The 24701-nt window shown below is 64.6% G+C and carries 25 protein-coding genes and 1 pseudogene; 14 read left to right on the top strand and 12 right to left on the bottom strand.

Annotated features, from left to right (window positions below; all coding sequences use genetic code 11):
* Positions 1 to 73 precede the first annotated feature (73 nt).
* From ACEN42_RS23270 to ACEN42_RS23250, 5 genes are all read left to right on the top strand, one after another.
* A complete protein-coding gene (locus tag ACEN42_RS23270) occupies positions 74 to 736 on the top strand; it encodes a response regulator (RefSeq protein WP_035502804.1) in 663 nt (220 codons plus the stop codon).
* Entirely contained in the window at positions 733 to 2112 is a 1380-nt protein-coding gene (locus ACEN42_RS23265) for an ATP-binding protein (protein WP_187605422.1), read from the top strand. Before ACEN42_RS23270 ends, ACEN42_RS23265 begins: the two co-directional genes overlap by 4 nt.
* An 80-nt stretch (positions 2113 to 2192) precedes the next feature.
* Positions 2193 to 2414, top strand: coding sequence for a hypothetical protein (locus ACEN42_RS23260; protein ID WP_371881627.1), 222 nt, complete (start codon positions 2193 to 2195; stop codon positions 2412 to 2414).
* A 63-nt stretch (positions 2415 to 2477) separates the two neighbouring features.
* A complete protein-coding gene (locus ACEN42_RS23255) occupies positions 2478 to 3524 on the top strand; it encodes a Gfo/Idh/MocA family protein (RefSeq protein WP_371881626.1) in 1047 nt (348 codons plus the stop codon).
* A gap of 48 nt (positions 3525 to 3572) precedes the next feature.
* Complete coding sequence (locus tag ACEN42_RS23250) at positions 3573 to 4457, top strand: GNAT family N-acetyltransferase (RefSeq protein ID WP_371881625.1); 885 nt, start codon at positions 3573 to 3575, stop codon at positions 4455 to 4457.
* A 10-nt stretch (positions 4458 to 4467) separates the two neighbouring features.
* On the opposite strand, the gene ACEN42_RS23245 is transcribed toward ACEN42_RS23250, so the two are convergent.
* Both ACEN42_RS23245 and ACEN42_RS23240 read right to left on the bottom strand, forming a co-directional pair.
* Positions 4468 to 5382 carry a LysR family transcriptional regulator gene (locus tag ACEN42_RS23245; RefSeq protein ID WP_371881624.1) on the bottom strand — a complete coding sequence of 305 codons (915 nt, stop codon included), beginning with the start codon at positions 5380 to 5382 and terminating at the stop codon, positions 4468 to 4470.
* 129 nt (positions 5383 to 5511) lie between these two features.
* Positions 5512 to 6921 (bottom strand): MFS transporter, encoded by a 1410-nt coding sequence (locus ACEN42_RS23240; protein WP_187605426.1) that lies wholly within the window; start codon positions 6919 to 6921, stop codon positions 5512 to 5514.
* Positions 6922 to 7189: 268 nt separating this feature from the next.
* Here ACEN42_RS23240 and ACEN42_RS23235 point away from each other — a divergent pair, with 268 nt between their 5' ends.
* Positions 7190 to 7957: an IclR family transcriptional regulator C-terminal domain-containing protein gene (locus ACEN42_RS23235; RefSeq protein WP_371881623.1), complete on the top strand. Its 768-nt coding sequence runs from the start codon at positions 7190 to 7192 to the stop codon at positions 7955 to 7957.
* A 246-nt stretch (positions 7958 to 8203) separates the two neighbouring features.
* Positions 8204 to 8740, top strand: a complete 537-nt coding sequence (locus tag ACEN42_RS23230; RefSeq protein WP_371881622.1) for a Spy/CpxP family protein refolding chaperone — start codon at positions 8204 to 8206, stop codon at positions 8738 to 8740.
* 11 nt (positions 8741 to 8751) lie between these two features.
* On the opposite strand, the gene ACEN42_RS23225 is transcribed toward ACEN42_RS23230, so the two are convergent.
* Entirely contained in the window at positions 8752 to 9441 is a 690-nt protein-coding gene (locus ACEN42_RS23225; RefSeq protein WP_371882282.1) for a hypothetical protein, read from the bottom strand.
* Positions 9441 to 9923, bottom strand: a complete 483-nt coding sequence (locus tag ACEN42_RS23220; protein WP_035502886.1) for a glycoside hydrolase family 108 protein — start codon at positions 9921 to 9923, stop codon at positions 9441 to 9443. The genes ACEN42_RS23225 and ACEN42_RS23220 overlap by 1 nt, the downstream gene beginning before the upstream one ends.
* A 421-nt stretch (positions 9924 to 10344) precedes the next feature.
* Here ACEN42_RS23220 and ACEN42_RS23215 point away from each other — a divergent pair, with 421 nt between their 5' ends.
* Genes ACEN42_RS23215 through ACEN42_RS23205 form a run of 3 tightly spaced genes read left to right on the top strand, consistent with a single transcriptional unit; the run spans position 10345 to position 12927 of the window.
* The gene (locus tag ACEN42_RS23215; RefSeq protein ID WP_035502822.1) at positions 10345 to 10731 is read left to right on the top strand and encodes a hypothetical protein; all 387 of its coding nucleotides are present in this window, start codon (positions 10345 to 10347) and stop codon (positions 10729 to 10731) included.
* A gap of 31 nt (positions 10732 to 10762) precedes the next feature.
* A complete protein-coding gene (locus ACEN42_RS23210; RefSeq protein WP_238293591.1) occupies positions 10763 to 11290 on the top strand; it encodes a universal stress protein in 528 nt (175 codons plus the stop codon).
* Between the two features lie 20 nt (positions 11291 to 11310).
* Entirely contained in the window at positions 11311 to 12927 is a 1617-nt protein-coding gene (locus tag ACEN42_RS23205; RefSeq protein WP_371881621.1) for an alkaline phosphatase, read from the top strand.
* A gap of 15 nt (positions 12928 to 12942) precedes the next feature.
* On the opposite strand, the pseudogene wrbA reads toward ACEN42_RS23205, so the two are convergent.
* Positions 12943 to 13545: pseudogene (gene wrbA / locus ACEN42_RS23200) on the bottom strand (NAD(P)H:quinone oxidoreductase).
* A gap of 183 nt (positions 13546 to 13728) precedes the next feature.
* Between wrbA and ACEN42_RS23195 the strand changes: the two are divergent.
* The 3 genes from ACEN42_RS23195 (at position 13729) to ACEN42_RS23185 (ending at position 15929) form a co-directional block, all read left to right on the top strand.
* Positions 13729 to 14367 (top strand): LysE family translocator, encoded by a 639-nt coding sequence (locus tag ACEN42_RS23195; protein ID WP_187605430.1) that lies wholly within the window; start codon positions 13729 to 13731, stop codon positions 14365 to 14367.
* A gap of 3 nt (positions 14368 to 14370) precedes the next feature.
* Entirely contained in the window at positions 14371 to 14550 is a 180-nt protein-coding gene (locus ACEN42_RS23190) for a hypothetical protein (protein ID WP_371881620.1), read from the top strand.
* An 86-nt stretch (positions 14551 to 14636) separates the two neighbouring features.
* On the top strand, positions 14637 to 15929 hold the full coding sequence (locus ACEN42_RS23185) for an FUSC family protein (RefSeq protein WP_371881619.1): 1293 nt from the start codon (positions 14637 to 14639) through the stop codon (positions 15927 to 15929).
* 27 nt (positions 15930 to 15956) lie between these two features.
* On the opposite strand, the gene zwf is transcribed toward ACEN42_RS23185, so the two are convergent.
* From zwf to ACEN42_RS23155, 6 genes are all read right to left on the bottom strand, one after another.
* Positions 15957 to 17432 carry a glucose-6-phosphate dehydrogenase gene (gene zwf, locus ACEN42_RS23180; protein ID WP_035502837.1) on the bottom strand — a complete coding sequence of 492 codons (1476 nt, stop codon included), beginning with the start codon at positions 17430 to 17432 and terminating at the stop codon, positions 15957 to 15959.
* Between the two features lie 175 nt (positions 17433 to 17607).
* The gene (locus tag ACEN42_RS23175) at positions 17608 to 18507 is read right to left on the bottom strand and encodes a LysR family transcriptional regulator (protein ID WP_187605433.1); all 900 of its coding nucleotides are present in this window, start codon (positions 18505 to 18507) and stop codon (positions 17608 to 17610) included.
* 91 nt (positions 18508 to 18598) lie between these two features.
* The gene (locus ACEN42_RS23170) at positions 18599 to 20686 is read right to left on the bottom strand and encodes a pyridoxamine 5'-phosphate oxidase family protein (protein ID WP_371881618.1); all 2088 of its coding nucleotides are present in this window, start codon (positions 20684 to 20686) and stop codon (positions 18599 to 18601) included.
* A 52-nt stretch (positions 20687 to 20738) separates the two neighbouring features.
* Positions 20739 to 21359, bottom strand: coding sequence for a glutathione S-transferase family protein (locus ACEN42_RS23165; protein ID WP_371881617.1), 621 nt, complete (start codon positions 21357 to 21359; stop codon positions 20739 to 20741).
* A 158-nt stretch (positions 21360 to 21517) separates the two neighbouring features.
* Positions 21518 to 21820: a hypothetical protein gene (locus ACEN42_RS23160; protein WP_371881616.1), complete on the bottom strand. Its 303-nt coding sequence runs from the start codon at positions 21818 to 21820 to the stop codon at positions 21518 to 21520.
* Between the two features lie 102 nt (positions 21821 to 21922).
* A complete protein-coding gene (locus ACEN42_RS23155; RefSeq protein ID WP_187605437.1) occupies positions 21923 to 22105 on the bottom strand; it encodes a DUF1289 domain-containing protein in 183 nt (60 codons plus the stop codon).
* A 279-nt stretch (positions 22106 to 22384) separates the two neighbouring features.
* Here ACEN42_RS23155 and ACEN42_RS23150 point away from each other — a divergent pair, with 279 nt between their 5' ends.
* Positions 22385 to 24388: an AI-2E family transporter gene (locus ACEN42_RS23150; protein ID WP_371881615.1), complete on the top strand. Its 2004-nt coding sequence runs from the start codon at positions 22385 to 22387 to the stop codon at positions 24386 to 24388.
* 14 nt (positions 24389 to 24402) lie between these two features.
* Here the strand turns inward: ACEN42_RS23150 and ACEN42_RS23145 are convergent, their stop codons facing one another.
* The gene (locus ACEN42_RS23145; RefSeq protein ID WP_035502848.1) at positions 24403 to 24636 is read right to left on the bottom strand and encodes a hypothetical protein; all 234 of its coding nucleotides are present in this window, start codon (positions 24634 to 24636) and stop codon (positions 24403 to 24405) included.
* Between the last annotated feature and the right edge of the window lie 65 nt (positions 24637 to 24701).

The following is a 24701-nucleotide window of genomic DNA, read 5'->3' as shown; positions in this document are numbered from 1 at the left end:
GCAAAGCTTAAGTGGCGCTTAAGCATGCAGGCCGGAGAATCGGTGAGCCCCTGTTCGAGCCTGGAGAAAGCGCATGCGCCTGTTATTGGTGGAGGACGACGAGATGATCGCGGAGACCGTGCTCGCCGCGTTGCGTCGCGCGAGTTACACCGTGGACTGGGCGCAGGACGGCCGGGCCGCGGAGCTTTCGCTCGGCAATGGCGTATATGACCTCGTGCTGCTCGATTTGAATCTGCCTAAGCGCGACGGCCTCGACGTGCTCGGTACTTATCGCAAGAACGGCGGCAATGCGCCCGTGATGATCCTGACCGCGCGCGATGCCGTCGATGACCGCATCCGTGGCCTCGATGCCGGCGCGGACGACTACCTGATGAAGCCCTTCGATCTCGATGAGCTCGCGGCACGCGTGCGCGCGCTTCTGCGACGCCGCACGGGTCACAAGCATCCGGTGTATTCGCACGGCGAGCTGTCCCTCGATCCCGCCGCGCACGAAGCGAGCAAGGGTGGTGTCGCGCTCAATCTCGTGCCGCGCGAGTTCGCGCTGCTCCAGGCGCTGATCGAAGAGCCGTCGCGTGTGTTTCGCCGCTCGGAGCTGGAAGAGAAGCTGTACGGCTGGGGCGAGGAAGTGGGCAGCAACGCGATCGAAGTCCACGTGCACAGCTTGCGGCGCAAGATCGGCGCGGAGGAAATCGTGACGGTGCGCGGCGTGGGTTATCGCCTGAAGAGGATCGGATGACATCCATTCGCCGATGGCTGCTCGGATGGCTTATTTGCGGCCTCGGCGTCGCGTGTCTGATCGCGGGCGTCGGCATATTCAGCACCGCGCGGCTGGAAGCGGGCGAGCTCTTCGATTACGAGCTGCGCACCGTCGCGCTTTCGCTGCCGCACAACATCAACGCCGACGACGTCGCGCAAGGGCGCGATCACGAGTTGCACGGCATTTCGGACGACAGGCTCGTCATCGACATATGGGACCGCTCGGGCCGGCTCATTTATCACTCGCCGCGCGAGCCGGCGCTGCCGCGCTTTGGCGTCGGCTTCGAATCCGCCGAGCGCGAAGGCTTTCGCTGGCGCGCGTTCGGTGTCGCGCAGCCGGACCGCTTCGTGCAGGTGGCTCAGCCTTATTACATCCGCGACGACCTCGCCATCTCGCTCGCGCTGCGCACGATCTGGCCGCTTACCTTGCTCATACCCGTGATCGTCGTGATCGTGCTTTTCGTCGTCGCGCGCGGGCTCTCGCCGGTGCGCTGGCTGTCGGAATCGCTCGCCGCGCGCTCTCCGGAGTCGCTCGAACCCATTGCATTCGACAAGCCGATGCCCGTCGAACTGCATTCCCTCGTCAATGCATTGAATGACCTGCTCGCGCGCCTGGGCGACGCATCGCAGGCGCAACGAACGTTCGTCGCGGACGCCGCGCACGAGCTGCGCACGCCGCTCACGGCGCTCAAGCTGCAAATCCAGGGCGCAATCGGCGACGGTTCGCTTCAGGTCGATGCCGCGACGCTCGCGAAAATCGATGGCCGCCTGAACCGGCTGATCCACCTCGCGCAGCAACTGCTCAGCATGGCGCGAGAAGATGCCGCGCGCGAGGCGGCCATCGCGCCGATGAGCCTGCGCACGCTGTGCGAGCTACGCGTGAGCGATTTCTCCTTGCTGGCCGAAGCCCGCTCGATCGACCTCGGCCTCGAACTCGAACAGGCGCGGGACGAACACGACGCGTTCACCGTGATGGGCGATGTGCAGGCGCTCTCCGTGCTCGTGAACAACCTGCTCGACAACGCGATCCGCCATACGCCGCACGGCGGCCGCGTCGACGTGACCTTGCGGCGCGAAACGGAAGGCATCGCGCTGACCGTGCTGGACTCCGGCCCGGGCATTCCGGAGAGCGAGATCGGCCGCGTATGCGACCGCTTCTATCGCTGCGTCGGCACCTCGGGGCACGGCAGCGGCCTCGGGCTCGCAATCGCGCTGCGCGTCGCGCAACGGCATCACGCGACGCTCGAAATCACGAATCGTGACGATGCGAGCGGGCTGATCGTTCGGGTGCGCGGCTTGCGCGCGGTTGCATCGACGGCGCACGCGAAGGATATCGTCAGCGGAATGCATGCGTGAATGAAAGCGCAAGAAGCGGGGCGTCGCATGTCTCGTGCGCGACGAAGCTTGTCGTTTCCTCCCTTCATGCCGGGCCTATCATGAAGAAGTTTGTCCTCTTGTGCGCATGTCTCGCGTGGACCGGCACCGCGCTTGCAGCCGATGCAGCCGCGCCCGCTGCCGCCCCGGCTGCGGCATCCGAGCCCAAGACCCTGAAAGAGCGCCTGGGCGACAAGGCGAGCGATGAGCAACGCGTCGACAATTGCCATGTGCCCGCCGACCGGCGCGGCACGAAGGTTCGCCCCGACCGGTGCCCGCCCTGACGCATGGGCGAATGTGTTACCTTTCGAGGATGAACCATTTGGTACAAACTCAAGGAGCCCGCCTTGTCTTCCACTCAAGCTTCATCCGTCCTGCGCCTCGGCATTCTCGGCGCCGCGAACATCGCAAAGCAATTCACGCGTGATGTCAGGCCGAGCGAGCGCGTGCGCGTCGTCGCCGTCGCGAGCCGCAGCGACGATAACGCGAAAGCCTACGCGGAAGCGAACGGCATCGAAACATGGTTCGGCAGCTATGACGCGCTGCTCGCGAGTCCGGATATCGATGCCGTCTATATTCCGCTGCCCAACAGCCTGCATGCCGAATGGGCGATCAAGGCCGCCGATCACGGCAAGCACATCCTGTGCGAAAAGCCGCTCGCGCTCGATCGCGACGAAGCCGTGCGCATGTTCGAGGCCGCCGATCGCAACGGCGTGATGCTGCTCGAATCGTTCCCGTATTACTTCCAGCCGCAGACCGCCGCGATGATGACGCTGATCGGCGAAGGCGCGATCGGCGAGGTGCGCGCGATTCAGGCGAGCTTCGGCTTCACGGTGGGCAATCCCGGCGCGAATATCCGCATGAAGCCCGAGCTCGGCGGCGGCGCGCTGCTCGACGCGGGCAGCTATCCGCTGAGCCTCATTCGGCTCGTGATGGGCAGCGCGCCGCAGCGCGTCGATGCGGTCGCGACGTGGGCGGACAGCAAGGTCGACATCAGCCTCATGGCGACGCTCGTCTATGCCGATGGCCGTCGCGCGCAGGTCTCGTGCTCGATGGATGCGGCGAATCATCGATACGCGACGATCATCGGCTCGAAGGGCACGATCGACACCGAGTATCTCAATCACACGAGCGCGCAGACGGCCGGCGATCAATACGGCTATCTGCCGAGCCAGATGCGCGTGCGTCGCGGCATTCCTAATTCGGTGCCGTTCGAGCCGGTCGCGTCCGATGTGGGCAGCGGTTTCCTCTTCGCGGCGGAAAGCTTCGCGCGCATGATCGAGACGCGCGACGCCGCCGCGATCGAGTACTACGCGCAGGTGAGCCTCGACAATGCCGCGACGCTTGCGGCGATCATCGAAAGCGCGCGCAGTGAAAAGCCTGTCACGCTGTGAAGTGAATTCGGATTGACGTCGGCCAATTCTCTGACTAGAGTCAGAGATATGAACCCGACCGACATCAACCAGATTCGCAGCTTCAACCGCACCGTTGCCGAGGGCATCGGTGCGCTCAACGATCATTTCCTCGGGCGTGGCCGTCCGATGGGCGAGTCGCGGCTCGTCTGGGAGATCGGGGCTCAGGGTGTCGATCTTCGCGTGCTGCGCGAGCGCCTCGGCCTCGACTCGGGCTATCTGAGCCGCACGCTCGCCGCGCTGGAGCGGCAGGGTCTCGTCGCGATCGAGTCTCGTCCCGAAGACCGAAGGGTGCGCCGCGCCAGCCTCACCGAAGCGGGCCGCGCCGAACGCGAGGAACTCGAACGGCTTTCCGATGCCGTCGCGGGCGGCATGCTGGCGCCGTTGAACGAGGCGCAGCGCCAGCGGCTGATCGCGGCGATGGCCGAAGTCGAGCGCTTGCTGCTGCCGTCGCTGATACGTTTCGAGATCGAAGATCCGACGAGCGTCGATGCGCAATGGTGCATCGATCAATACTTCGCCGAGTTGAACGCGCGCTTCGATGGGGGCTTCGATCCGTCACTCAGCCTCTCAGCCGACGCGCGTGAACTGACCGCGCCGCAGGGCGCGCTGATCGTGGCGAGGCTTCGCGGCGCGGCGGTAGGCTGCGTCGCCCTCAAGTTTCACGGCACGGCTCCCGCCGAGTTGAAGCGAATGTGGGTGAGCGCCGACGCTCGCGGACTGGGCGTAGGACGCCGATTGCTCGAAGAGGCCGAAAGGCACGCGCGGCAGAGCGGCGCGAAACTCCTGCGCCTCGAAACGAACAAGGCGCTCGCGGAGGCGGTCGCACTGTATCGGCGATCGGGTTATGTCGAGGTCGCCGCGTTCAGCGACGAGCCTTATGCCGATCACTGGTTCGAGAAAGCATTGAACTGAAGCGTTTCGTTCAACTCGCGCCCGTCAGCGCGATGACGAGATCGAGAAACGCGCGCGTCTTCGCAGGCGGATGATGCCGCGACGGATAAAACGCATAGAGCGGAAAGCGCTCGTCGGGCCAGTCGGGGAAAAGGTCGACGAGCTTGCCATCGGTAAGCAGGTGTTCGTGGCCGAGCAGCAGAATCTGCGCGATGCCATAGCCCGAGAGAATCGTGCTGAGCATCGTGCCGGGATCGTTGAGCGTAAGCCGGCCGCGCGTCTGCACGGTCAGACGCTTCTTCTTGCGATGAAACTCCCACGCGAACGGCCGCGCCGTCTCGGGATCGCGAAACTCAATGCAGGTGTGCGTATCGTCGGCGAGCGCCTGCGGCGTCGCGGGCTTGCCGTGCCGTTCGATGTACGAGGGCGTGGCGACGGTGCGCACCGGCGTATCGAGCAGCTTGCGCGCGATAAGGCTCGAATCGCGCGGCTCGCCGAAGCGCACGGCGAGGTCGAAACCATCCGCGATGATGTCGCCGAGACGATCGCTCGTGATGAGCTCAAGTTGCAGATCGGGATGCGCGTTCAGGAACGCGTCGAGCTTCGGGCCGAGCAATAACCGCGAGAAGATCGGATCGACGTTCACGCGCAGGCGGCCGCGCACGGCCGTCGCGCCCTCCGATGCAGTGGCCGCGGCTTCCTCCAGTCCCGCGAGATGCGGCATGACGTGCTCGAAGAAACGCCGGCCATCGTCGGTGAGAGCAACGCTGCGCGTGGTGCGATCGAACAGACGGATCTTCAGGCGCGCTTCGAGACGCGCGATCGCACGGCTCACGCCGGGCTGCGACATGCCGAGCCGATCGCCGGCTGCGGCGAACGTGCCCGCATCGACGATCGCGGCGAACACGCTGATGCCGTTGAGGATGCGTTCGTTGAAGGCGGGCATTCGTGCCTCTGCGTCATCGATGAGAGGGCATTCATGTTATCGCGATGCGGGGTGAAGATGCGATTGCCAGCCGCGCGCAAAAAAAACGGGCCCCGAAGGGCCCGGCAAATCACTCCAACACGGTCACCTTTACGCGTGGCGCGCCTTCGCCACCTTGTCCACGGAAATCGAATCGGCACGCAGACGCTCGTATTCCTGCTCGCTCATCGGCACGGCGTCCTTCTTGCCCAGATCGTTCAGGCGGATGCGATACGTCTCACGCGCCGAGTAAGCCGCGATCGCCGCGATGATCGTCACGCCGAAGGCAATCGCGCCGACCGTCACCGGAATGTTGTTCGATCCCGGGGGCGCAACCGCTGCGAACAGGGCGGGCAGGAGCGCGGTGATCGTCGTGCCGATGTTCTGCGCAATCGCCATCGCCGAGACACGCGAGCGGGTCGGGAACAGTTCCGGATAGAAGCTCGGGAAGATCGCGTTGTAGCCTTGATACACGACGCCCCACATCAGAAGCGACATCAGGAACGCGAGCGGGACGCTGTGGATGCTGATCGCATAGAGATAGGCGAAGGCCAGCATGCCCGAGATCAGCGAGCCGCCGATCATCATCGGGCGACGGCCGATCTTGTCCGACAGGTTGCCGACGAACGGAATCACCAGCACGGCGACGATGTTGCCGACCACCGGAATCCACAGGTACACGCTCTTGTGAAAGCCGATGCCATACGAAGACTGCACCGCATACGCCGCACCGAAGATCGTCGCGACGACGGGAATCACGTTCATCAGCGCCATGCAGACGACGCGGATCATGTCGGGCGTGCTGTTGGCGAAGGCTTCCTTGATCGGCGACTTCGGCAGATCGCCGTGCGACTCTTCGGACGTGAACGCCGGCGTTTCATGCACTTCCTTCCGGATGATGTAGCCCGCGACCAGCACGAACGCCGACAGCAGGAACGGGATGCGCCAGCCCCAGGAATTGAACATGTCTTCCGGCATGAACGTGGCGAGCGGCAGGAACACGGCGGCGGCGAGAATCTGGCCGGCCTGCACGCCCTGCAACGTGAAGCTCGCGTAGTAGCCGCGGCGTCCGAACGGCGCATGCTCCAGAATCATCGAGCTTGCGCCGGAGATTTCACCCGCCACCGCGAAGCCCTGAACCAGACGCAGCACGACGAGCAACGCCGGAGCCAGCATGCCGACGCTGTGATACGTCGGCAGGAGACCGACGGCCATCGTCGAGAAACCCATCAGGAACATGCAGATGAGCAGCACGTTCTTCCGGCCGTGCGTATCGCCCAGATGGCCGAGCACGAATGCGCCGATCGGACGTGCAACGTAACCCACGCCGTACGTCGCGAGCGACGCGATGATCGCCACCTTCGGATTGCCCGACGGGAAGAACAATTGCGGGAAAATGAGTGCTGCTGCCTGGGCGTAAATGAAGAAGTCGTAATACTCCAGCGCCGAGCCGATCCAGCCGCTCGCGGTGGCCTTCTTCGCCTGGCGTCCGCTGTGCGCGTCTTCCTTGGGGCTAGCCATAGAGATGTCTCCGAACAATGGGTTTATGGAGTTGAGCCTGAAACCTGGTCGAGCGGCGGGGCGTTTGAAACACCCGAATTTCGCGTCGCTCTGAAAGTGATTGGAGAATAAGAGCGCAACCCCTTTGGATCAACGCTTTATGATAAATTTTGCGCGATTATCGTACGCGTGTGTCCGATAATCGATCACTTTGGGGGTTAGCACTAGCAAAAGGCTTTGCTTGAGCGCCGAAACACTTGGCGATCCATAACTAAACAAGCATGTCAGCATGACTAAACCGGAACTCGACAAACGCGACTGGATTGCCGGTGTGGAGAAGGGTCTCGCGATCCTCGAAGCCTTCGACGATCAGCACGCGCGCATGACGCCCACGCAAGCCGCGATGCGCACCGGCCTCACGCGCACGGCGGCGCGCCGCTATCTGCTGACGCTCGCGCATCTCGGCTACGTGCAGACCGACGGCAAGCTCTTCAACCTGACGCCGCGCGTGCTGCGCATGGGCTGGTCGTATTTCGAGTCGGCGCGGCTGCCGCGCATCGTGCAGCCGTACCTGCAGCAGTTGAGCGCGTTGATTCACGAGTCGGTGTACGTGAGCGTGCTCGATGACTGGGATCTCGTGATCATCGCGCGCAACGGTTCGACGCGCGTGATGACGACGGGCTTCGTGCTCGGCGCGCGCGTGCCGGCCGCGCTGATGTCGGGCGGCATCGCGATGCTCGCGTACATGAACGAGACAGCGGTGCGCGGCTGGCTCGACGCGACCGAGTTCAAGCCCTTCACGCCGCTCACGATCACCAACAAGGAAAGGCTCTACGAAAAGATCCGGCAGGCGCGGATCGATGGCTATGTCGCGATCGAGCAGCAATTGCAGATGGGCGTGCGCGGTATCGCAGTGCCGATGAAGAACCGGCACGGTGAAGTGGTGGCGGCGTTGTCGGCGAACATGCCGATCGGAAAGGAAACGGGCGAGGCCGCGCTCGCTCGCGTGTTGCAGCCGTTGCAGGAGACGGCGTTGTCGATGTTGAACGTGATCTAGCTGCGTCGGGTTGAGGGTTGAGGTGAGGGTTTTCGGGATCGTGTGGTCTGGACGCTGCCGACGCCCGTATTCAAAGGCTTTGCGGCGGGTGTCAACGGCTCAGAGGTGAGGATTTTCGGGAGCGCCGCACGGCGGACGAACGCCCTCACTTTCACCTAATTCCCCCTCCCTACACTCCTTTCCATGGTTGCGGCGACACACCCGGTCAACCACATCCGCACATCGACAAAAGGAAAGGGGAAGGACATGACCCAGCTCAACGCATCGGCGAACGCGCGCAAGGCACGAAGCACCGGCTTGCTTCTCAAGCTCTCGGCGTTATCCGTCGTCACCGCGCTTTCGCTCGGGCTCGGCTCCGCGCCGGTCTACGCGCAGGCACTGCCGATGGATAACGCCGCGGCCGCCCGCGTGCGGCCATTCGACGTGCGCACGCTCCACGATCGATTGAATCTCACCGCCGATCAGGAAGTGCAGTGGCAGGCCGCGCTCGACGCGATGCGCGAGAGCCATTCGTCGGAGCGCATGAACGCGGACCAGATGCAGGCGCGCATCCAGACGATGCTCAAGCAGCCGATACTCGATCTCCCCGCGCTGCACGCGCTGGACCAGAAAATCCGGCAGCAGGACGCGCCCCTGTCCGAGCAATCGGCGAAAGCCTGGCTCAAGTTCTACGGCAGCCTGAACGATCAGCAGAAGACCACCTTCAGCGATGCGATCCGGCCGCAGTTCGAGAACATCGCGCATCATCCGGCGCGTCCCTACGATCCGCGCACCGGACTCTGACGCGAACAAGCTCAGGACGCGCCCGTGAAGATCGGACCTTGTCCGCCCGGCACGAACGTGCGCGGTGCATGGTCGATGCTCGTGCCGGACTGATCGCGCCCGGCCGACGACGGCGCGGGATCGCGCAACGTGACGGCGGTCTCCGATGTGATCGGCACGCTCGGTTGCGCGAGCAGTTCGGTCTTGCGCATCGAGCCCGCCGACGTCCCGAAGTAATACCCGATGATGCTGATCCATGCGGTCCCGAGCGCGCCGACCACGACGTTCACGAGATCGCGGTTCGGCTCGGGCAACGCGCGCAGCGCCATCAACAGCAGAATGCCGAAGAAGCCGGCCGTGACGCACATCGCGAGAACCTTCGGCACCCAGTCCTTGTTCGCGATGCCCATTGCGCGCGCATCGGCGCGATCGCCCGCCGCGATGCGCGCCATGTCCGCTTCGAACGACAGGCGCGCCTGCGCCGCCGCCACCACCAGTTGCTGCAACTGCAACGAGTTCGCGTTCTCCGCCTGACTGATCTTGTCGAGCGCGGCGGGATCGTTGAGCGCGGTCTCGACGACATCCGGATCGCTCGGCGTACCGAGCGCATGCGAGATGATCGCGGCCGCCGTGCTCACGCCGAGCCCGACCGGCCCGCCGATGAGACCCGCCAGAAGAGGCGCCTTCGCGCCGATGGTTGCCGCCACTTTCGTCCAGTCCATCATGCTGCTCCCAGAAGAAGATTCGTCGCCATGCGATCGGTCCAGCCGCGGCTGAACGTCGGCCAGGCATGCAGGCCCTTCAGATAACGCAATCGATATGCGATGAAACGCAGGACGAAGCGCATCGGATCGGCGGCTTTCACGGCATCGACGGTATCGGGGCCGAACTTGCCGTCTTCCTTCGCGCCCGATGCCTTCTGCATCCACAGCACGACGAGACCGCCGTTGTAGTTCGCATCGAAGATCTGGAACGCGACGCGCGGATCGAATTCGTCGAGATGCAGCGGATCCCAGTACTTCTGCTTCGCGATGCGCTTCGCGAGTTCGAGCGGCAGGTCCTTCATCGCGCCGGCATAACCGTAGCCACGCGCGACGCGCGCCGTCACGCCCCACATCGTTTCGCCGCCCGGGTCCGCGGGATGAAACGAGTAACCGCCTTCGCTGCCGATCAGCGCTTCGAAGGCGTCATCGAAATTGTTCATGGTTGTCTCCTTGGCGCCTGCGCGTGCCGCCGGTAACTCGCGATACGAAAGCCGCGGCGCCGGAAGAAACGGGCCGGCGCACGAGGCGGCCGGCCCGGTCGCGTCAAACAGTGGCAGGCAGTCATGACGCGACGGCAATGCCTTATGCATCGGCTATGCCAGGCGACGGGCGAAACGCGTCGGAGCCTTGTCCGGCAAGGATCTGACAGCGCTTGGACACGGACGGCGAAAATTGAACTGTCGTGCGTTGGCCAACGATTTTCAGTGCGATTGTTCGGTGCGCCCAGACATCGACTGCACACCGCACGCTCATTCGATGCTCATTGTCCGCGCCTACGATGCGAAGCATCCAGGCGGCGCGGTCCCGATCGAAACCATCGCACTGCCTTTCGTTGACGACGTTTCATCGAGGAGAAATGCCATGCGTCACTACCCATCGGACAGTCCCCGCGCGGCCGCGCGCATCGTCGTGATGTCGCTCATCGCGGACGGACATATCGGCAGTGCGGAAATCGAAGAGCTCGAAAAGCGCGGCTTCTATGCGCGGCTCGGGCTTCATGCAGGCGAGTTGCACGAGGTCGTGCGCGAAGTCTGCGAAGACCTCACGCGATGCTCCTATCTCACGTGGGACGACGCGTGTCGAGTCGATTCAGGCATCGTGCAGCAGCTCGCGGAAGAAGTGCGCGACGAGCGCATGAGACGCGACGTGCTCACGCTCTGCGAATCGGCGGTGGTCGCGGACGGCATGATGACCTGCACCGAAGCCGCCGTGATCGATGCCGTGAAGCGCACGTGGCGCATGCATTGAAGCGCGCGAACCATCGAACGGAGACGACATCATGCAAAAGCACATTCTCGTCGCAGTGGGCCCGGGATACAGCCACGCCGCGCTCGCGCTCGGCATCGCGCGGGCCCGCGAATGCAACGCGCGCCTTACCGCGCTTCATGTGGTGGACCGTACGCCGTTCTGGGCGATATCGTCCGCGCAGTACGACTGCGGCGCGGCGCTCGCGCATGTCGATGAACTCGCGCGCGGCGTCGAGAAGCGCACGCTTCAGGCGATACGCGCGTCGAGCATCAACGGCGTGTGCGTGACGATGGACCTGCCCGCGCGCACGACGCTCGGGCGCGTGATCGCGCAGGCGGCGCGCGAGTTCGATGCCGATCTCATCGTGATCGGCCGCACGACGGCGACGAACTGGCGCTTCTGGGAAGAGCGCGTGTCAGACGCGGTGAGCCGTTACAGCAATCGCCGCGTGCTGATCGCATCGAATCATGCGGGTCATGCAGCGTCCGTTGAAACAAAAGCGACACCGTTAAGATTTACCATCGTCGATTCGACGCAGCGCGTCACTACTCCATCGTAAAGTCCAATAGGAAGCTCGCCATGCCGGATCGCATCGTCAAGCCGTCCCGACGCACCTTGTTGAAGGGTCTCGTTTCCGGCACGGGACTCGCGCTTACGGGCGCGGGTCTCGCCGATGCCCTCGCGCAAGGCGTCGCGCCCGCCGTCGTCACCGCGGACAGGTTGCGTCCGCAACTGCCCGGCGGCGTGATGAGCGGCGATGTCACGGCGACGAGCGGCATCGTCTGGAGCCGCACGGACCGGCCGGCGCGCATGATCGTCGAGTATTCGACGAGCGAGCGCTTCGATACCTTCCAGCGACGCATCGGGCCGGCCGCGCTCGACAGCAGCGGCTTCACGGCACGCGTCGATCTGACCGGCCTGCCGCCTGCCGCCGACGTGTTCTATCGCGTGCGCTTTCAGGATCTCGTCGATGGCAAGGCATACAGCGAGCCGGTGACGGGACGCCTGCGCACGGCATCGCTCGATGCGAACAAGCCGGTCACGTTCGTCTTCTCCGGCGATGAAGCGGGGCAGGGCTGGGGCATCAACGAGCGCTTCGGCGGCTATCGCATCTATGAGGCGATGCGCCGCGAAGCGCCGGACTTCTTCATCCATCAGGGCGACCAGATTTACGCGGACAGCGTGATCGAATCGGAAGTGAAGCTGCCCGACGGTTCCATGTGGACCAACATCGTCACCGAAGGCAAGTCGCATGTCGCGCAGACGCTCGACGATTACCGCGCGGCCTTCGCCTACAACCAGCTCGACAGGAACAAGCGCCGCTTCGCCGCGGAAGTGCCGTTCCTCGTGCAATGGGACGATCACGAAGTGCGCAACAACTGGTATCCGGGCCAGAGAATCGGCGACGCGGAGAAGCGCTATCAGGTGCGCTCGATCAATTTGCTCGAAGCGCGCGCGAAGCAGGCGATGTTCGAATACAACCCGTATCGCATCAATCAGCTCGATCCGGAGCAGGTCTATCGCGGCTTTCAGTTCGGTCCGCTGCTCGATGTGTTCATGCTCGACGAGCGGTCGTATCGCGGCGCGAACTCGCCGAACAGACAGACCCGTCTCAATGCGGATTCGGCGTTTCTCGGCTCGCCGCAGACGGCGTGGCTGAAGGCATCGCTGAAGGCGTCGCGCGCGACGTGGAAGGTGATCGCGAGCGACATGCCGATCTCGCTCGTCGTCCCCGATGCGAACCCCGACGTGCCGAAGGGCACGTTCGAGGCGTGGGCCAACGCCGAAAACGGCGCGCCGCTCGGGCGCGAACTGGAGCTCGCGGAGATCCTGCGCTTCATCAAGCAGGAGGACATCAGGAACGTCGTGTGGATCACGGCCGACGTGCACTACGCACAGGCAACGCATTACGATCCGTCGCGCGCGAAGTTCACCGAGTTCAAGCCGTTCTGGGAATTCGTCGGCGGGCCGATCAACGCGGGCACCTTCGGACCCAACGATCTCGACACGACGTTCGGTCCGGAACTGCGCTACGTGAGCGTGCCGAAGGACAATCCGCAGAACCGCTCGCCCGCGTCCCTGCAACAGTTTTACGGCCGCGCGAAGATCGATCCCGCCAGCCGCGCGATGACGGTCTCGCTGCACGACCTGGACGGCAAGTCGCTTTACGAAGTGAAGCTCGACGTCGAAGCGTGAGCGCGGCGTCGATCGCTATCCGGCGAGCTTCGTCGCCAGTTCGGCGACATGCTTGCCCTGATAGCGCGCGATATCGAGTTCGTTCTGCGTAGGCTGGCGGCTGCCGTCGGCGGATGCCATCGTCGTCGCGCCATAGGGCGTGCCGCCTGAAATCTCGCTCATGTTCGTGAGTCCGGCGCAGGCATACGGCACGCCGACGATCACCATGCCGTGATGCAGCAGCGTGTTATGAAACGACGTGATCGTGGTTTCCTGTCCGCCATGCTGCGAAGCGGTCGATGAAAACACGCTGCCGATCTTGCCGACGAGCGCGCCCTTCACCCACAGCCCGCCGGTCTGGTCGAGAAAGGTGCGCATCTGGCCCGCCATGTTGCCGAAGCGCGTCGGCGTGCCGAAGATGATCGCGTCGTAATCCGCGAGTTCGTCGACTGTGGCGACGCTCGCCTGCTGATCGAGCTTCACGCCGATCTTCGCGGCCTAGTCGGCGGGAATCGTCTCGGGCACGCGTTTGACCGTGACTTCCGCGCCCGCGACGCCGCTTGCACCTTCGGCTATCGCCTGCGCCATCGTTTCGACGTGGCCGTACATCGAATAGTAGAGAACCAGTACCTTCGCCATGATGTGTCCTTGTGTGAGGGTGCATCGGATGGAGACGTGCGGCGCCTTGCGCGCCTTCAAAGATAGCACCGCCGCGCCGGTTCGCAAGGAACTGGCCTGCCCGCGCGAATGCCAGCCGTTCATGGACGCGCGCGCGTTTCTCCGGTCAGAATGTCGATAAATCGAATCGGAGACGCCAACGCCATGAACGGCCACGCCTTGCTCAGCGCCAATCTGCTCCTTGCCTACTCGGCTTATTTCGTCGGCACCGCGAGTCCCGGGCCGAGCAATCTCGCGATCATGTCGATTGCCAGCACGTCGGGGCGGCGCGCGGCATTCGCATTCGCGGCGGGCGTGATGTCCGGCTCGTTCTTCTGGGCGATGCTCGCGGCGCTCGGCCTGTCCGCCGCGCTGACCGCGTACTCGGGCTTTCTCATCGGCGTGAAGATTTGCGGCGGGTTATATCTGCTGTGGCTCGCGTTCAAATCGGGTCGCGCGGCGCTGAAGCCTCCGGTGCGGACTTCATCGGCGGATGCGCAGGGGCAAAGCGTGCGCAGGCTCTACGCGCGCGGCGCGCTCTTGCATCTCACCAACCCGAAGGCGATTCTCGTGTGGATGTCGGTGGCGGCGCTCGGCTCGTCGGCGGGGGAAGGGCCGGGACATATGCTCGTGGTCGTCGCGGGCTGTCTGTGCATCGGGGCGTGCGTGTTCGGCGGCTATGCCGCGCTCTTCTCGATGGCCTCCGCAAGGCGCATCTACACGCGCATCCAGCGCGGCCTCGATGCGTGCCTTGCGCTCGTGTTCGGCGCGGCGGGCATTCGCCTGCTGACTTCGCGTGTGTGATGCATGAACCGGCTTGCGCGGGCGTCGGCGCTTTCGGGTGAAACGGCGATCGCGTTTTTGACGCGACTGCCGACGGCGATGTTCATCGAGCAGGAAAAGCGCGGCTCGCCATTCTGGGTCGTGACGACCGTTCATGCGTTCTACAACCTCATCGCGCTGTTCGCACTTTCGCAGCTCGTGTAGCGGATTTGCCGCATCGCGTGCGGTTCGGCTTTGCATCTGGACGATCGGCGGCTACGCTCAAACAGACGCCCGATATCACCAGAACGATGCCGACCGACGATTCCTCCCGCAGCGCCCGCACGATCCCGCCCGAAAGCGCCGCGGCCGTGGGCGCTTTCGTCCACATCGTCGGCGATGCATTTGCCGCGCTCGGGCGCGAACTCATTGCGATCAGACCGACGCCCGCCCGCGCGCTCTTCGCCACGCAGGCGATGCTGTCCGTCGGGCTCGCCGTGGCGCTCGCCTATGCGTTCCACCTGAGCAACATCTGGTGGGCGGCGATCAGCGGCTTCGCGGTGATGCAGTCGAAGTTCTCCGCGTGCGCGCAGCGCGGCGTGCAGCGCGTGGTCGGCACGGTCGCGGGCGCGATCATCGGCGCGGTGGCTGGCGCGATGATCGGCGACGTGCCGTGGATCTTCGTGCCGTTCCTCGGCGTGATCGTGGGTGTGTCGGTGTATCGCGCGCTCGTGTCCGATGCGGGTTACGCGTGGGTGCTGGGCGCGGTGACGGCGCTGATGGTGACGTTCGAGGCGCATCGGCTCGTCTCCGCGGCGGCGACGGCGTCGTTCGCACTGTTGCGGGTCGCGGAAGTGGTGGTCGGAACGGTCGCGTGCGTGGCCGTGTCGGCGCTCTTTCATGCGGGCGTGCAGCACTATCGCAAGTCGCGCGGCGCGCCGCCGGTGCCGCGCGCGCAGGCGGCATCCACGGTCGATCGTGTCGATGGCGTCAACGCGCAGGCCGTCACCGTGATCCCGTCCGATGCGGCGCAGGCCGTGCAGGCGCTCGATGCGACGCACATCGCGCGCGCCGAGCAGATCGCGCTCGCGATGCGCAAGCGCCTCGCGTGGCAGAGCGCGTGGTCGGTGATGATCCTGGCGTCGCTCGCGTACACATGGAACCTGTCCGGCTTCGCGCAGGCGATGGTGACGGCGGTCGCCGTGCTGATTCTGCCGGCATCGGCGCTCGGCAAGCCGACGCACAAGCCGATCGCCGAGCGCATGATCCAGCGCTTCATCGGCTGCCTGCTGGCGGGTGCGGTGAGTCTCGCGCTTCTGCCGTTACTGGGCGATAACGCGTTCGCCTGCATGGCGGCGCTGTGCGCGGGCGTGTGGATCGGCTGTCACGTGCAGACGGGCACGCAAGGCGCGAGCTATGTCGGGCGGCAGTTCGGCATCGCGTTCATCATGGTGTTCGTGCAGGACCATCACTGGTCGTCGGACCCGATGCCGGCGCTGATGCGGCTCGTGGGGATTCTGGGCGGGATCGTGGTGTTGTCGGGCGTGATGGCGCTGGGCGCGGCGTGGGCCGCGAGACGGACATCGCACGTCGCGATGCGGTGAACGAACGTCACCGCATCGCGCGATGCCTTAAGCCTCTTCCGCCCAGGCCTGATTCTCCCGCGCCATCAACGCACTCGACGCCGCCGGTCCAAACGTCCCCGCCGTGTACCCGCGCGGCCGGTCGCCCAGCTCCTTCCAGCCGTTGAGAATCGGCTCGACCCACGTCCACGCCGCTTCCAGTTCATCGCGACGCATGAAGTGCGTGAGCCTGCCGCGAATCACGTCGATCAACAGACGCTCGTAGGCCTCGGCGCGGCGTTGCGTCATGGCCTGCTGGAGATCGAGATTGAGCGTGACCGGCTGCATGTGCATGCCGCTGCCCGGCTCCTTCGCCATCATCTGCAACTGGATCGACTCTTCCGGCTGCAACGTGATCGTCAGCCGGTTGCCGTAGTGACGCGGACCATCCGGAATGATCGAGAACGGCAGATCCGCGAAATCGATGACGATCTCCGAGCGGCGATTCTGCATGCGCTTACCGGTGCGCAGGAAGAACGGCACATTCGCCCAGCGCCAGTTGTTGATATGCGCGCGCACGGCGACGAACGTTTCCGCGCGGCTGTCAGGAGGCACGTTCTGTTCTTCGAGATAACCCTTCACCGCCTCGCCGCCCACCGCGCCCGCCGTGTACTGACCGCGCACGGTGTCGCGGGCGGTATCGGCGACGGTCATCGGCCGCAGCGATTTCAGCACCTTCAGCTTCTCGTCGCGCACGGCGTCCGGATCGAGGGATACCGGCGGCTCCATCGCGACGATGCACAGCAGTTGCAGCAAGTGGTTCTGCACCATGTCGCGCAATGCGCCGGTGTGATCGTAGAAGCCCGCGCGGCTGCCCACGCCGACCGTCTCCGACACCGTGATCTGCACGCTCTTGATGTACGGCGCCTGCCACAGCGGCCCGAAGATCGCATTGCCGAAGCGCAGCACCATCAGGTTCTGCACGGTTTCCTTGCCGAGGTAATGGTCGATGCGATAGATCTGCTCTTCCTTGAAATGCTTGCCGACGGCATCGTTGATCGCGCGCGCGGAGGCGAGATCGTGGCCGAGCGGCTTTTCCAGCACGACACGCGCGTGGTCGTCGAGAATGCCGGCGTTGTCGAGGTTCTCGCAGATGGTCACGAAAAGCTCCGGCGACGTCGACAGATAAAGCACGCGCTGCGAGCCGGGACGCACGGCTTGCGCGAGACGCTGGAAGTCGCCGGGATTCTCGACGTCGACGCGCACGTAGTCGAAGAGCGCGAGAAATTTGTCCCACGACTGCGCGTCGAACGCTTTCGCGTCGATGAACGGACGCGCCTGTTCTTCCATGAAATTCTTGAGGTAATCCTCGCGCGCCCAGTCCTTGCGGCCGATCGCGAGAATGCGCGTGTCGGCGGGCAGGTTGCAGTGCATATGCGCCATATAAAGCGCGGGCAGCAGCTTGCGCGCCGCCAGGTCTCCGCCGCCGCCGAAGATGATCATGTCGAGCGGGCGTTCATTCGAGGGAGCAGTTGGATTCGTCATGGTGCGTGAGCCGGTAAAGGTTCAGAAAAGCCGAAAGCGCGCCGATCGGTGCGATCGTTCGAGACAGCTATGTTGCATGTTTTGCCGCTACTTTGCACGGCAGTCGTGCTAACGCCCGTTCGATTCGCCGGACGATGGACGAAATGTCACTCGCGGCGCGTATGTTTAGCGCGCTTCAGCGCAACGAATCGTCCGCGCGCAGCGTCGACACGGCGAGATCGAGGAACGCGCGCACCTTCTGCGTGACATGGCGTCCCTCGCGATGCACGAGATGGATAGGCAAGGGCGGCGGTTCGAATTCGGGCAGCACGATCACGAGACGCCCTTCGCTGACATCCTGCGCGACCTGATACGACATGAGCCGCGCGATGCCGAAGTCCGCGAGCGCGGCGGCAATCGCGGAATCGTTGGTGGTCGTCGAGATGCGCGGATGAGCGCGCACGAGAAACTGCCGCTCGCCGTCCTGCAGGCGCCATTCCGGCGACGACGACGAGCCCGTCGACGCGATGATCACATGCTCCGCGAGATCGTCGGGATGACGCGGCGTGCCGTGCGCCTCGAGATAAGCGGGCGATGCGCACAGCACGCGCCGCACGCGTCCGACGTTGATCGCCTGCAGCGAGGAATCCGGCAATTGCGCGATGCGCACCGCCACGTCGATACCCTCATCGACGAGATTCACCACGCGGTCGACGAACCAGCAGCTCGCGTCGGCTTCGGGATAACGGCGCAGATAGTCGAGCACGACCGGCGTGACGTGCAGCCGGCCGAACATCACCGGCGCGGTGATCGAGAGCAGGCCGCGCGGCGACGAATGCGTGCCCGTCGCGGAAAGCTCGGCGGTATCGATCTCGCCGAGAATGCGCCGGCAGTCTTCGAAATAGCCGCTGCCGGCGTCGGTGAGACGCACGACGCGCGTCGTGCGCGTGAGCAGGCGCACGCCGAGATGCTCTTCGAGCTCCGTCACGACGCGGCTCACGACCGACGGCGAGACATCGAGCTTGCGCGCCGCCGATGCGAAGCCACCGGTTTCGACCACCGTGACGAAGGTCGTCATTGCCTGTAAACGGTCCATGGGAGAGCCCGAGGCATGCAAGCATGAAGGATGCCGTGCATTCTCGGGGATATATGCGCGGGGCACAATCCACGACCGCTTCACACAGGAATCAAAGATCGAGTTCCAGCTTGCCGCCGTCGTCCGCGGCGGGCACTGCGCAACAGATCAGCGCTTCGTCGTCGCCGACATGGAAAGCCGGCTCGCTTTCATACGACACCGCCCCCTGCGCGATGCGCGTCCTGCACGTGCCGCACGTGCCGCCCCGGCAGTTGAACTCCGGCGAAAGGCCGCTCGCTTCCGCGAGTTCCAGCAAGGTGCCGCTGCCGGGTTTCCATTGCGCGCTCGTGCCCGACTTCAGGAATTCGATTTTCACCGGCTCGGTCGCGGCGGGGCGCATCGGCTTCACGTCGGCGCCCCGATCGGCGGTGCGCTTCAGCGCCGAAGGACCGAACGCCTCCGCGTGAATGCGTCCGTCGGAGACATTGAGCGCGCGCAGGCCGTCGTAGATCGACTGCATGAACGTGCCCGGACCGCAAAGATAAAAGTCGTAGTCGTTGAAGGGCAGGCGGCTCGTCAGCAGATCGATGTCGATGCGCCCCGATGCATCGTAATCGCGCCCGAGTCGCGCGCCGTTCGTATCGCTCAGCACGCGGATCACATTCACCGCGCCGCCCGCGCTTTGCTCGAGCGCATCGATTTCCTGCGCGAACGCGCGGCTCGCGAGCGAATGCGACGACACGATCATCCACACCGGACGAACGCGGCGCTTTCTCAGGCCTTCATAGACCACGTGCCGGAGCATCGCGAGCATCGGCGTGATGCCGACGCCCGCGGCCATCAGCACGGCCGGGCGATGCTCCAGCGCATCGATCGTGAAGTCGCCGGCGGGCGCGCGCGCTTCGATCACGTCGCCGACTTTCAGCGTGTCGTGCAGATGCGCCGATACACGTCCGTCACGCTTCACGCTGATGCGATACAGCCCGTCCGATGGCGCGACCGACAGCGTGTACGTGCGAATCACCGGTTTCGCGTCGCCCGGCAGCGTGATGCGGATCGGCAGATGCTGGCCGGCCTTGTGAGGGACGATGCCCGCGCCATCGGCCGGTTCGAGATGGAAGGAACGGATCGCATCGCTTTCATCGACGATCTTGCTCACGCGGAACGTCCGCCATACGTTCGCGAGCGCGGCCGCCTTGAGGCGCTCGGCCACCTGATCCCAGTCGCCGGTCATCAGCGAATTGGGCGACGCGCCCTCGCTGCGCGCCTTCCATCGCAACGGCAGCGCGCCCGCGCGATACACGATGCGGCGCGGCGTGAAGCGCCACAGCCGTTCCGCGCCCTGGAACGCGGCGGTTTCCCGGGAATCGAGCAGCACTTCGGCGTCGCCTGCGAGTTGCAGCACGTCGCCGGTGTCGAAGTCCGCGAACACGAGTCCCGCGCGGCCGTTCACGAGGATATTGCCGAGCGTGTTGAAGAAGAGATTGCCCGCGAAATCCGGAATGGTGAGCGTGCCGTCGTCCGCGAGGCGCACGAATCCCGGCTTGCCGCCGCGATGCGACACGTCCACTTGCCGATGCCCGTCCTTGCGATCGAAATACGACGCGACGAAGAACGTGTCCGCGCCCGTGATCATCGCCTTTGCGCGCGGCGAAAGCGCGTCGAGCATGACCGGCTGCACGGACGAAGACACGGCCGGATCGCGCACGAATTCGAAGTCGCGCAACTGGATGTATTGCGGGCAATTGCCGTAACTCTGCTCGACGGCCACGTCGAATGCGACGTTCGCGCCATCGCGACGAATCACGCCGTTCATGCGGTTGCGGCGGCGCGTGTGCATCTCGATGCCGAGCAGGCCGATCGACGCGCCGTCGTTCATGCCGGCATCGGCGGGATCGAGCGGATCGCGCGCGCGGCTCATCGACAGGGTTTTCGAATCGGGCGTGCGCATGAAGCCGGGACGCCCGGCGAGCAGCGTCGCCCACGGATCGCCGTGTTCATCGACCGCGCCCGCCACGATGAACGGCAACTGCGCGAAGAACTGGCGATGCTGATCCGGCATGTGATCGCGCACGACGCGCCGCCCGACGCTGTCCATGCGCTCATCGACGCCGAAAGCCTTCTGGATGGCGATTTCGCCGGGATGCCACGGCGAGGGCGTGGCGACTCTTGGAACATTGGCGAGCGCGGAAGCGGACATGATCGTATGCCTCTTCGATTCAGGCGCGGCGGCGGAAGCCGCCGCGCTTACTTTACGCCGCGAGACCCGCGGCTGTCTTTTGGAACGGCACGAAGCCGGGCAACGCTTCGACGCGCGCAAGCCACGCGTTCACGTTCGCGTAGCCGGAGATATCGACGTTGCCTTCGGGGGCGCTCGAGATATAGCTGTAGAGCGCGATATCCGCGATGGTCGGATGCGCGGCGCCGGTATCCGCGATCCACTCGCGCTGCGCCAGTTCCGCATCGATCACCTTGAGCACGCCGTGCGCGCGGGCGATGACTTCCTCCGCGTTGAATTTCGCGCCGAACACGGTGATGAGACGAGCAGCGCCGGGCCCGAACGCGATCTGACCGGCCGCGACCGAGAGCCAGCGCTGCACGGCGGCGGCTTCGGCCGGGGTGTCGGGCAGCCATTTCGTGGCGCCTGCCTTCTTCGCGAGATAGACGAGGATCGCGTTCGAATCGGCGATGACGGCATCGCCGTCGATGAGCACGGGAATCTGGCCGAAGCGATTCAGCTTGAGGTACTCGGGCGTCTTGTGCGCGGCAGCCGCGAGATCGACGAATTCTGCTTCGTGATCGATTCCGAGCAGATTCAGAAAGAGACGCGCGCGGTGCGCATGCCCGGACAGCGGATGGTAGTAGATCTTCACGGCAGATTCCCTGATTCGGTTGGCGGCCGGGAGAAGTCCCGTCCTCTGAATCAAGTATCGGTTTTTGCCGTGAGAAGGAGAATAGCGGCGGAATTCAAATCACCATTCTCGAAACGAGAATGGTGATCGCGAGTTTCGTTGCTTCGCTCACGCGATATCTATTCGCCGCGCGGCACGTTCGCCTTGTTGCCCGCGAGCGGTGAGCCGTAGCCGCCGCTGTTGGCATTGTTCGGGAGACCGTTGACGAGCTGCGCGCGCGGATCGCTCGGATTGAGATTGAGCTCGCCCGCCTGCGCGTTGCCGTGCGTCGGATATTGACTGCCGAGCGGCGCGTTCGGCATGAGCTTCGTGCTGTTCTGCGGCGCGTTCATGTCGGTTTCGACGCTCGGATGCAACTGCGCGAAAGCCGATGTGGCGGCAAAGGCGGATACGAAAACGAATGCGGCACAAGTCACTGTCATGGTCGACTCCCTGCAAAGTCTGATTCAGTGTAGTCCGCGCGCGGGAAGAAACGCGGCATCACCCTTTCGCCGACCAGTCCAGCCTTTGTTCTTTCGCGATGCCTACTTCCGGTGCTTCTTGAGCTTGGCCCGGCGCCTGGGTCTTTCGTCGATGATGCGCGCGCGATGCTTGTCCTTCATCTTCTTCCATTGCCTGCATTCGTCCTTCGTGCGCAGACAGCCGATACAGAGACCGGTTTTCTCGTCGAACTTGCAGATGCTGATGCAGGGTGAATCGACTGCCATGATGTCCTTTTCCAAGAGCGGCGGCGAAAAGCCAATGTCGCACGCGCGCGGTTCGCGCATCCAACTGATTGTTTCGATCATGTCGATAGAGCACGGCGCGGACCCGCTTCGTTCCCGTATCGCCTCACCGTTGAACCGATTGCAGTAGAATTCGGCTCCCGAATAGACTCACCTCAACGGCGACGGGCGCTGTCGCGACGGCATGCGCCTTGCTTGACCGTTGCTTGCTCCGCACAGTCGTGCGCCGCCGGACTTCCTATAGAAAGCGAGCCATTCCCCATGCCGCAAGCACCCGGGCCGCGCCGGCCACCCGCGAAGATCCTGCCGCCCGAAGCGCCCGGCGTGCGCGCGCTGGCGTCGCTGGTGACGGGCGTCATCATCATTTGCGCGCTGTATTTTGGCCGCGCGGTGATGATCCCGATCATCCTCGCGATTCTGCTGAGCTTTCTGCTCGCGCCTTTCGTCGATTTGCTACGGCGGCTGCGCCTGGGTCAGGTGCCGTCGGTGATCGTGGCGGTGTTGATCGCGCTGTCCGTGCTGACCGCGGTCGGCGCGTTGATCGGCGCACAGGTCGCGCAGCTCGCGGGCGATCTGCCGAAGTATCAGGTCGCGGTCGAGCGCAAGATCGATTCCGTGCAGCGCGTGACGGTGGGCCGTGCCGACGAGTTTCTCGGCCGCGCGTCGCGTGCGTTGAAGCGGCTTTCGCCCGCGGCGCGCGAGCAGGAGCAGAAGAAGGAGGACAACCCGACCTCATCGCCGATCGATCAGCCGATGCCCGTCGAAGTCCACGAGCCCACGCCGACGCCGCTGGAACTGGCGCAGCGCTTTCTGTCGCCCATCATCAGTCCGCTGGAAACCACGGGCATCGTGCTCGTCGTCGCGGTGTTCATCCTTTTGCAGCGCGAAGATCTGCGCGACCGCCTGATACGGCTTTTCGGCTCGCGCGATCTGCATCGCGCCACTACCGCGATGGACGAGGCCGCCCGGCGTCTGTCGCGCTACTTCCTCGCGCAGCTCGGCATCAATGCGAGCGTGGGCATCATCATCGCGATCGGGCTTGCGATCATCGGCGTGCCGGGCGCGCTCCTGTTCGGCGTGATGACCGCGCTGCTGCGCTTCGTGCCCTACGTCGGCACGTGGATCGCGGCGATCGTCGCGGTCGTGTTCGCGGCGGCGGTCGGTCCGGGCTGGGCGATGCTCGTGTGGACCGTCATCCTCTTCGGCGTCACCGATATCCTCGCGGGTCAGGTCGTCGAGCCGCTGCTTTACGGGCACAGCACGGGGCTTTCGCCGTTCGCCGTGATCGTCGCGGCGATCTTCTGGAGCTGGATCTGGGGGCCGATCGGCCTCGTGCTCTCGACGCCGCTTACCTTGTGCCTCGTGATTCTGGGCCGTCATGTCGATCGCCTCGAGTTTCTCGACGTGCTGTTCGGCGACCGGCCCGCGCTCACGCCCGCCGAGAACTTCTATCAGCGCCTGCTCGCGAACGATCCCGACGAAGCGCTCGTGCAGGCCGAGACGCTGCTCAAGGAGCGTTCGCTGATTGCGTATTACGACGAAGTCGCGCTGGAAGGCCTGCGCTACGCCCACAACGACGTGCTGCGCGGCGTCGTGACGGCGGAACAGTTGAGGCGCATCAACGAATCCGCGCTCGACATCATCGAAGGACTGGAAGACGCCGACGATATCGCCGTGACCATCGAGCGCAAGGAAGGTCCGCCCGCGAGCCTCGATTCTCCCGACGACGCGCCTGGTGTGGTCCACGAAACGCCACCCGCGCGCTTCGACGCGCAGAAGGAAGGCCACACGGCGTCGGTGCTGTGCATCGCGGGGAGAAGCGAACTCGACGATCTCGCCGCGACCATCGCCGTGCAGCTTTTTCGCAAGCACGGCCTGTACGCGGATCTGGCGGGCTACGAGCGCTTCTCGCGTGGACGCTTCGGCGAAGTCGATCTCGCGGGCGTGACGATCATTTGCGTGGTGTCGTTCGATGCGGCCGAGTCGCCGCCGTATTTGCGCAACCTGCTGCGACGCCTGCATCAGCGGGCGTCATCGGCCGAGCTGATTGTCGGGCTCGTGTTTCCCGAAAGCCCGCTGCAAGGCGAAGTGCTCGTGCGCACGAGCTCGGCGGCGGTGTCGTTCAGGGAGCTGGTCGAGGCATGCGTGGCGGCCGCCCGCCGCCAGTCCGGCGACGGCGTGCCGTGGGCAGGACTCAGCGACACGACCGGCGAGGCCGCGCTGAGCGGCCCGAGCGAGGACGTGCCGGAATTGCGTAATGCCTGACCGTGACGGCGCGCCTAGCGGTTGCCGTCGAACAGATCGTTGAGCATGGTGTCGAAGGCGGCTTGCGCGTCTTCGAGCTCCTGAAGCGCGGCATCGAAAGTCTGCAGCGCCATCTGCGACGGACGGGCGTCGCCTTCGGGCGGAAAGTGCTTTTGCAGCGACAGGAAAGCGGACTGAACCTGACGCGTCGCGTTGACGATACGTTCCATCGCTCGCGCTTCTTCCGCGCGATTGTTCTCAGCGGTCATCGGACACACTCCTCGTTGGCAATGTCCCGATAGTACCAAGCGACGCGCTTTTCGACGCTGCCCGA

The sequence above is a fragment of the Caballeronia sp. S22 genome, assembly GCF_964261745.1.
Lineage (GTDB): Bacteria > Pseudomonadota > Gammaproteobacteria > Burkholderiales > Burkholderiaceae > Caballeronia > Caballeronia jiangsuensis.
This window is presented reverse-complemented; position numbering and strand designations above follow the sequence as displayed.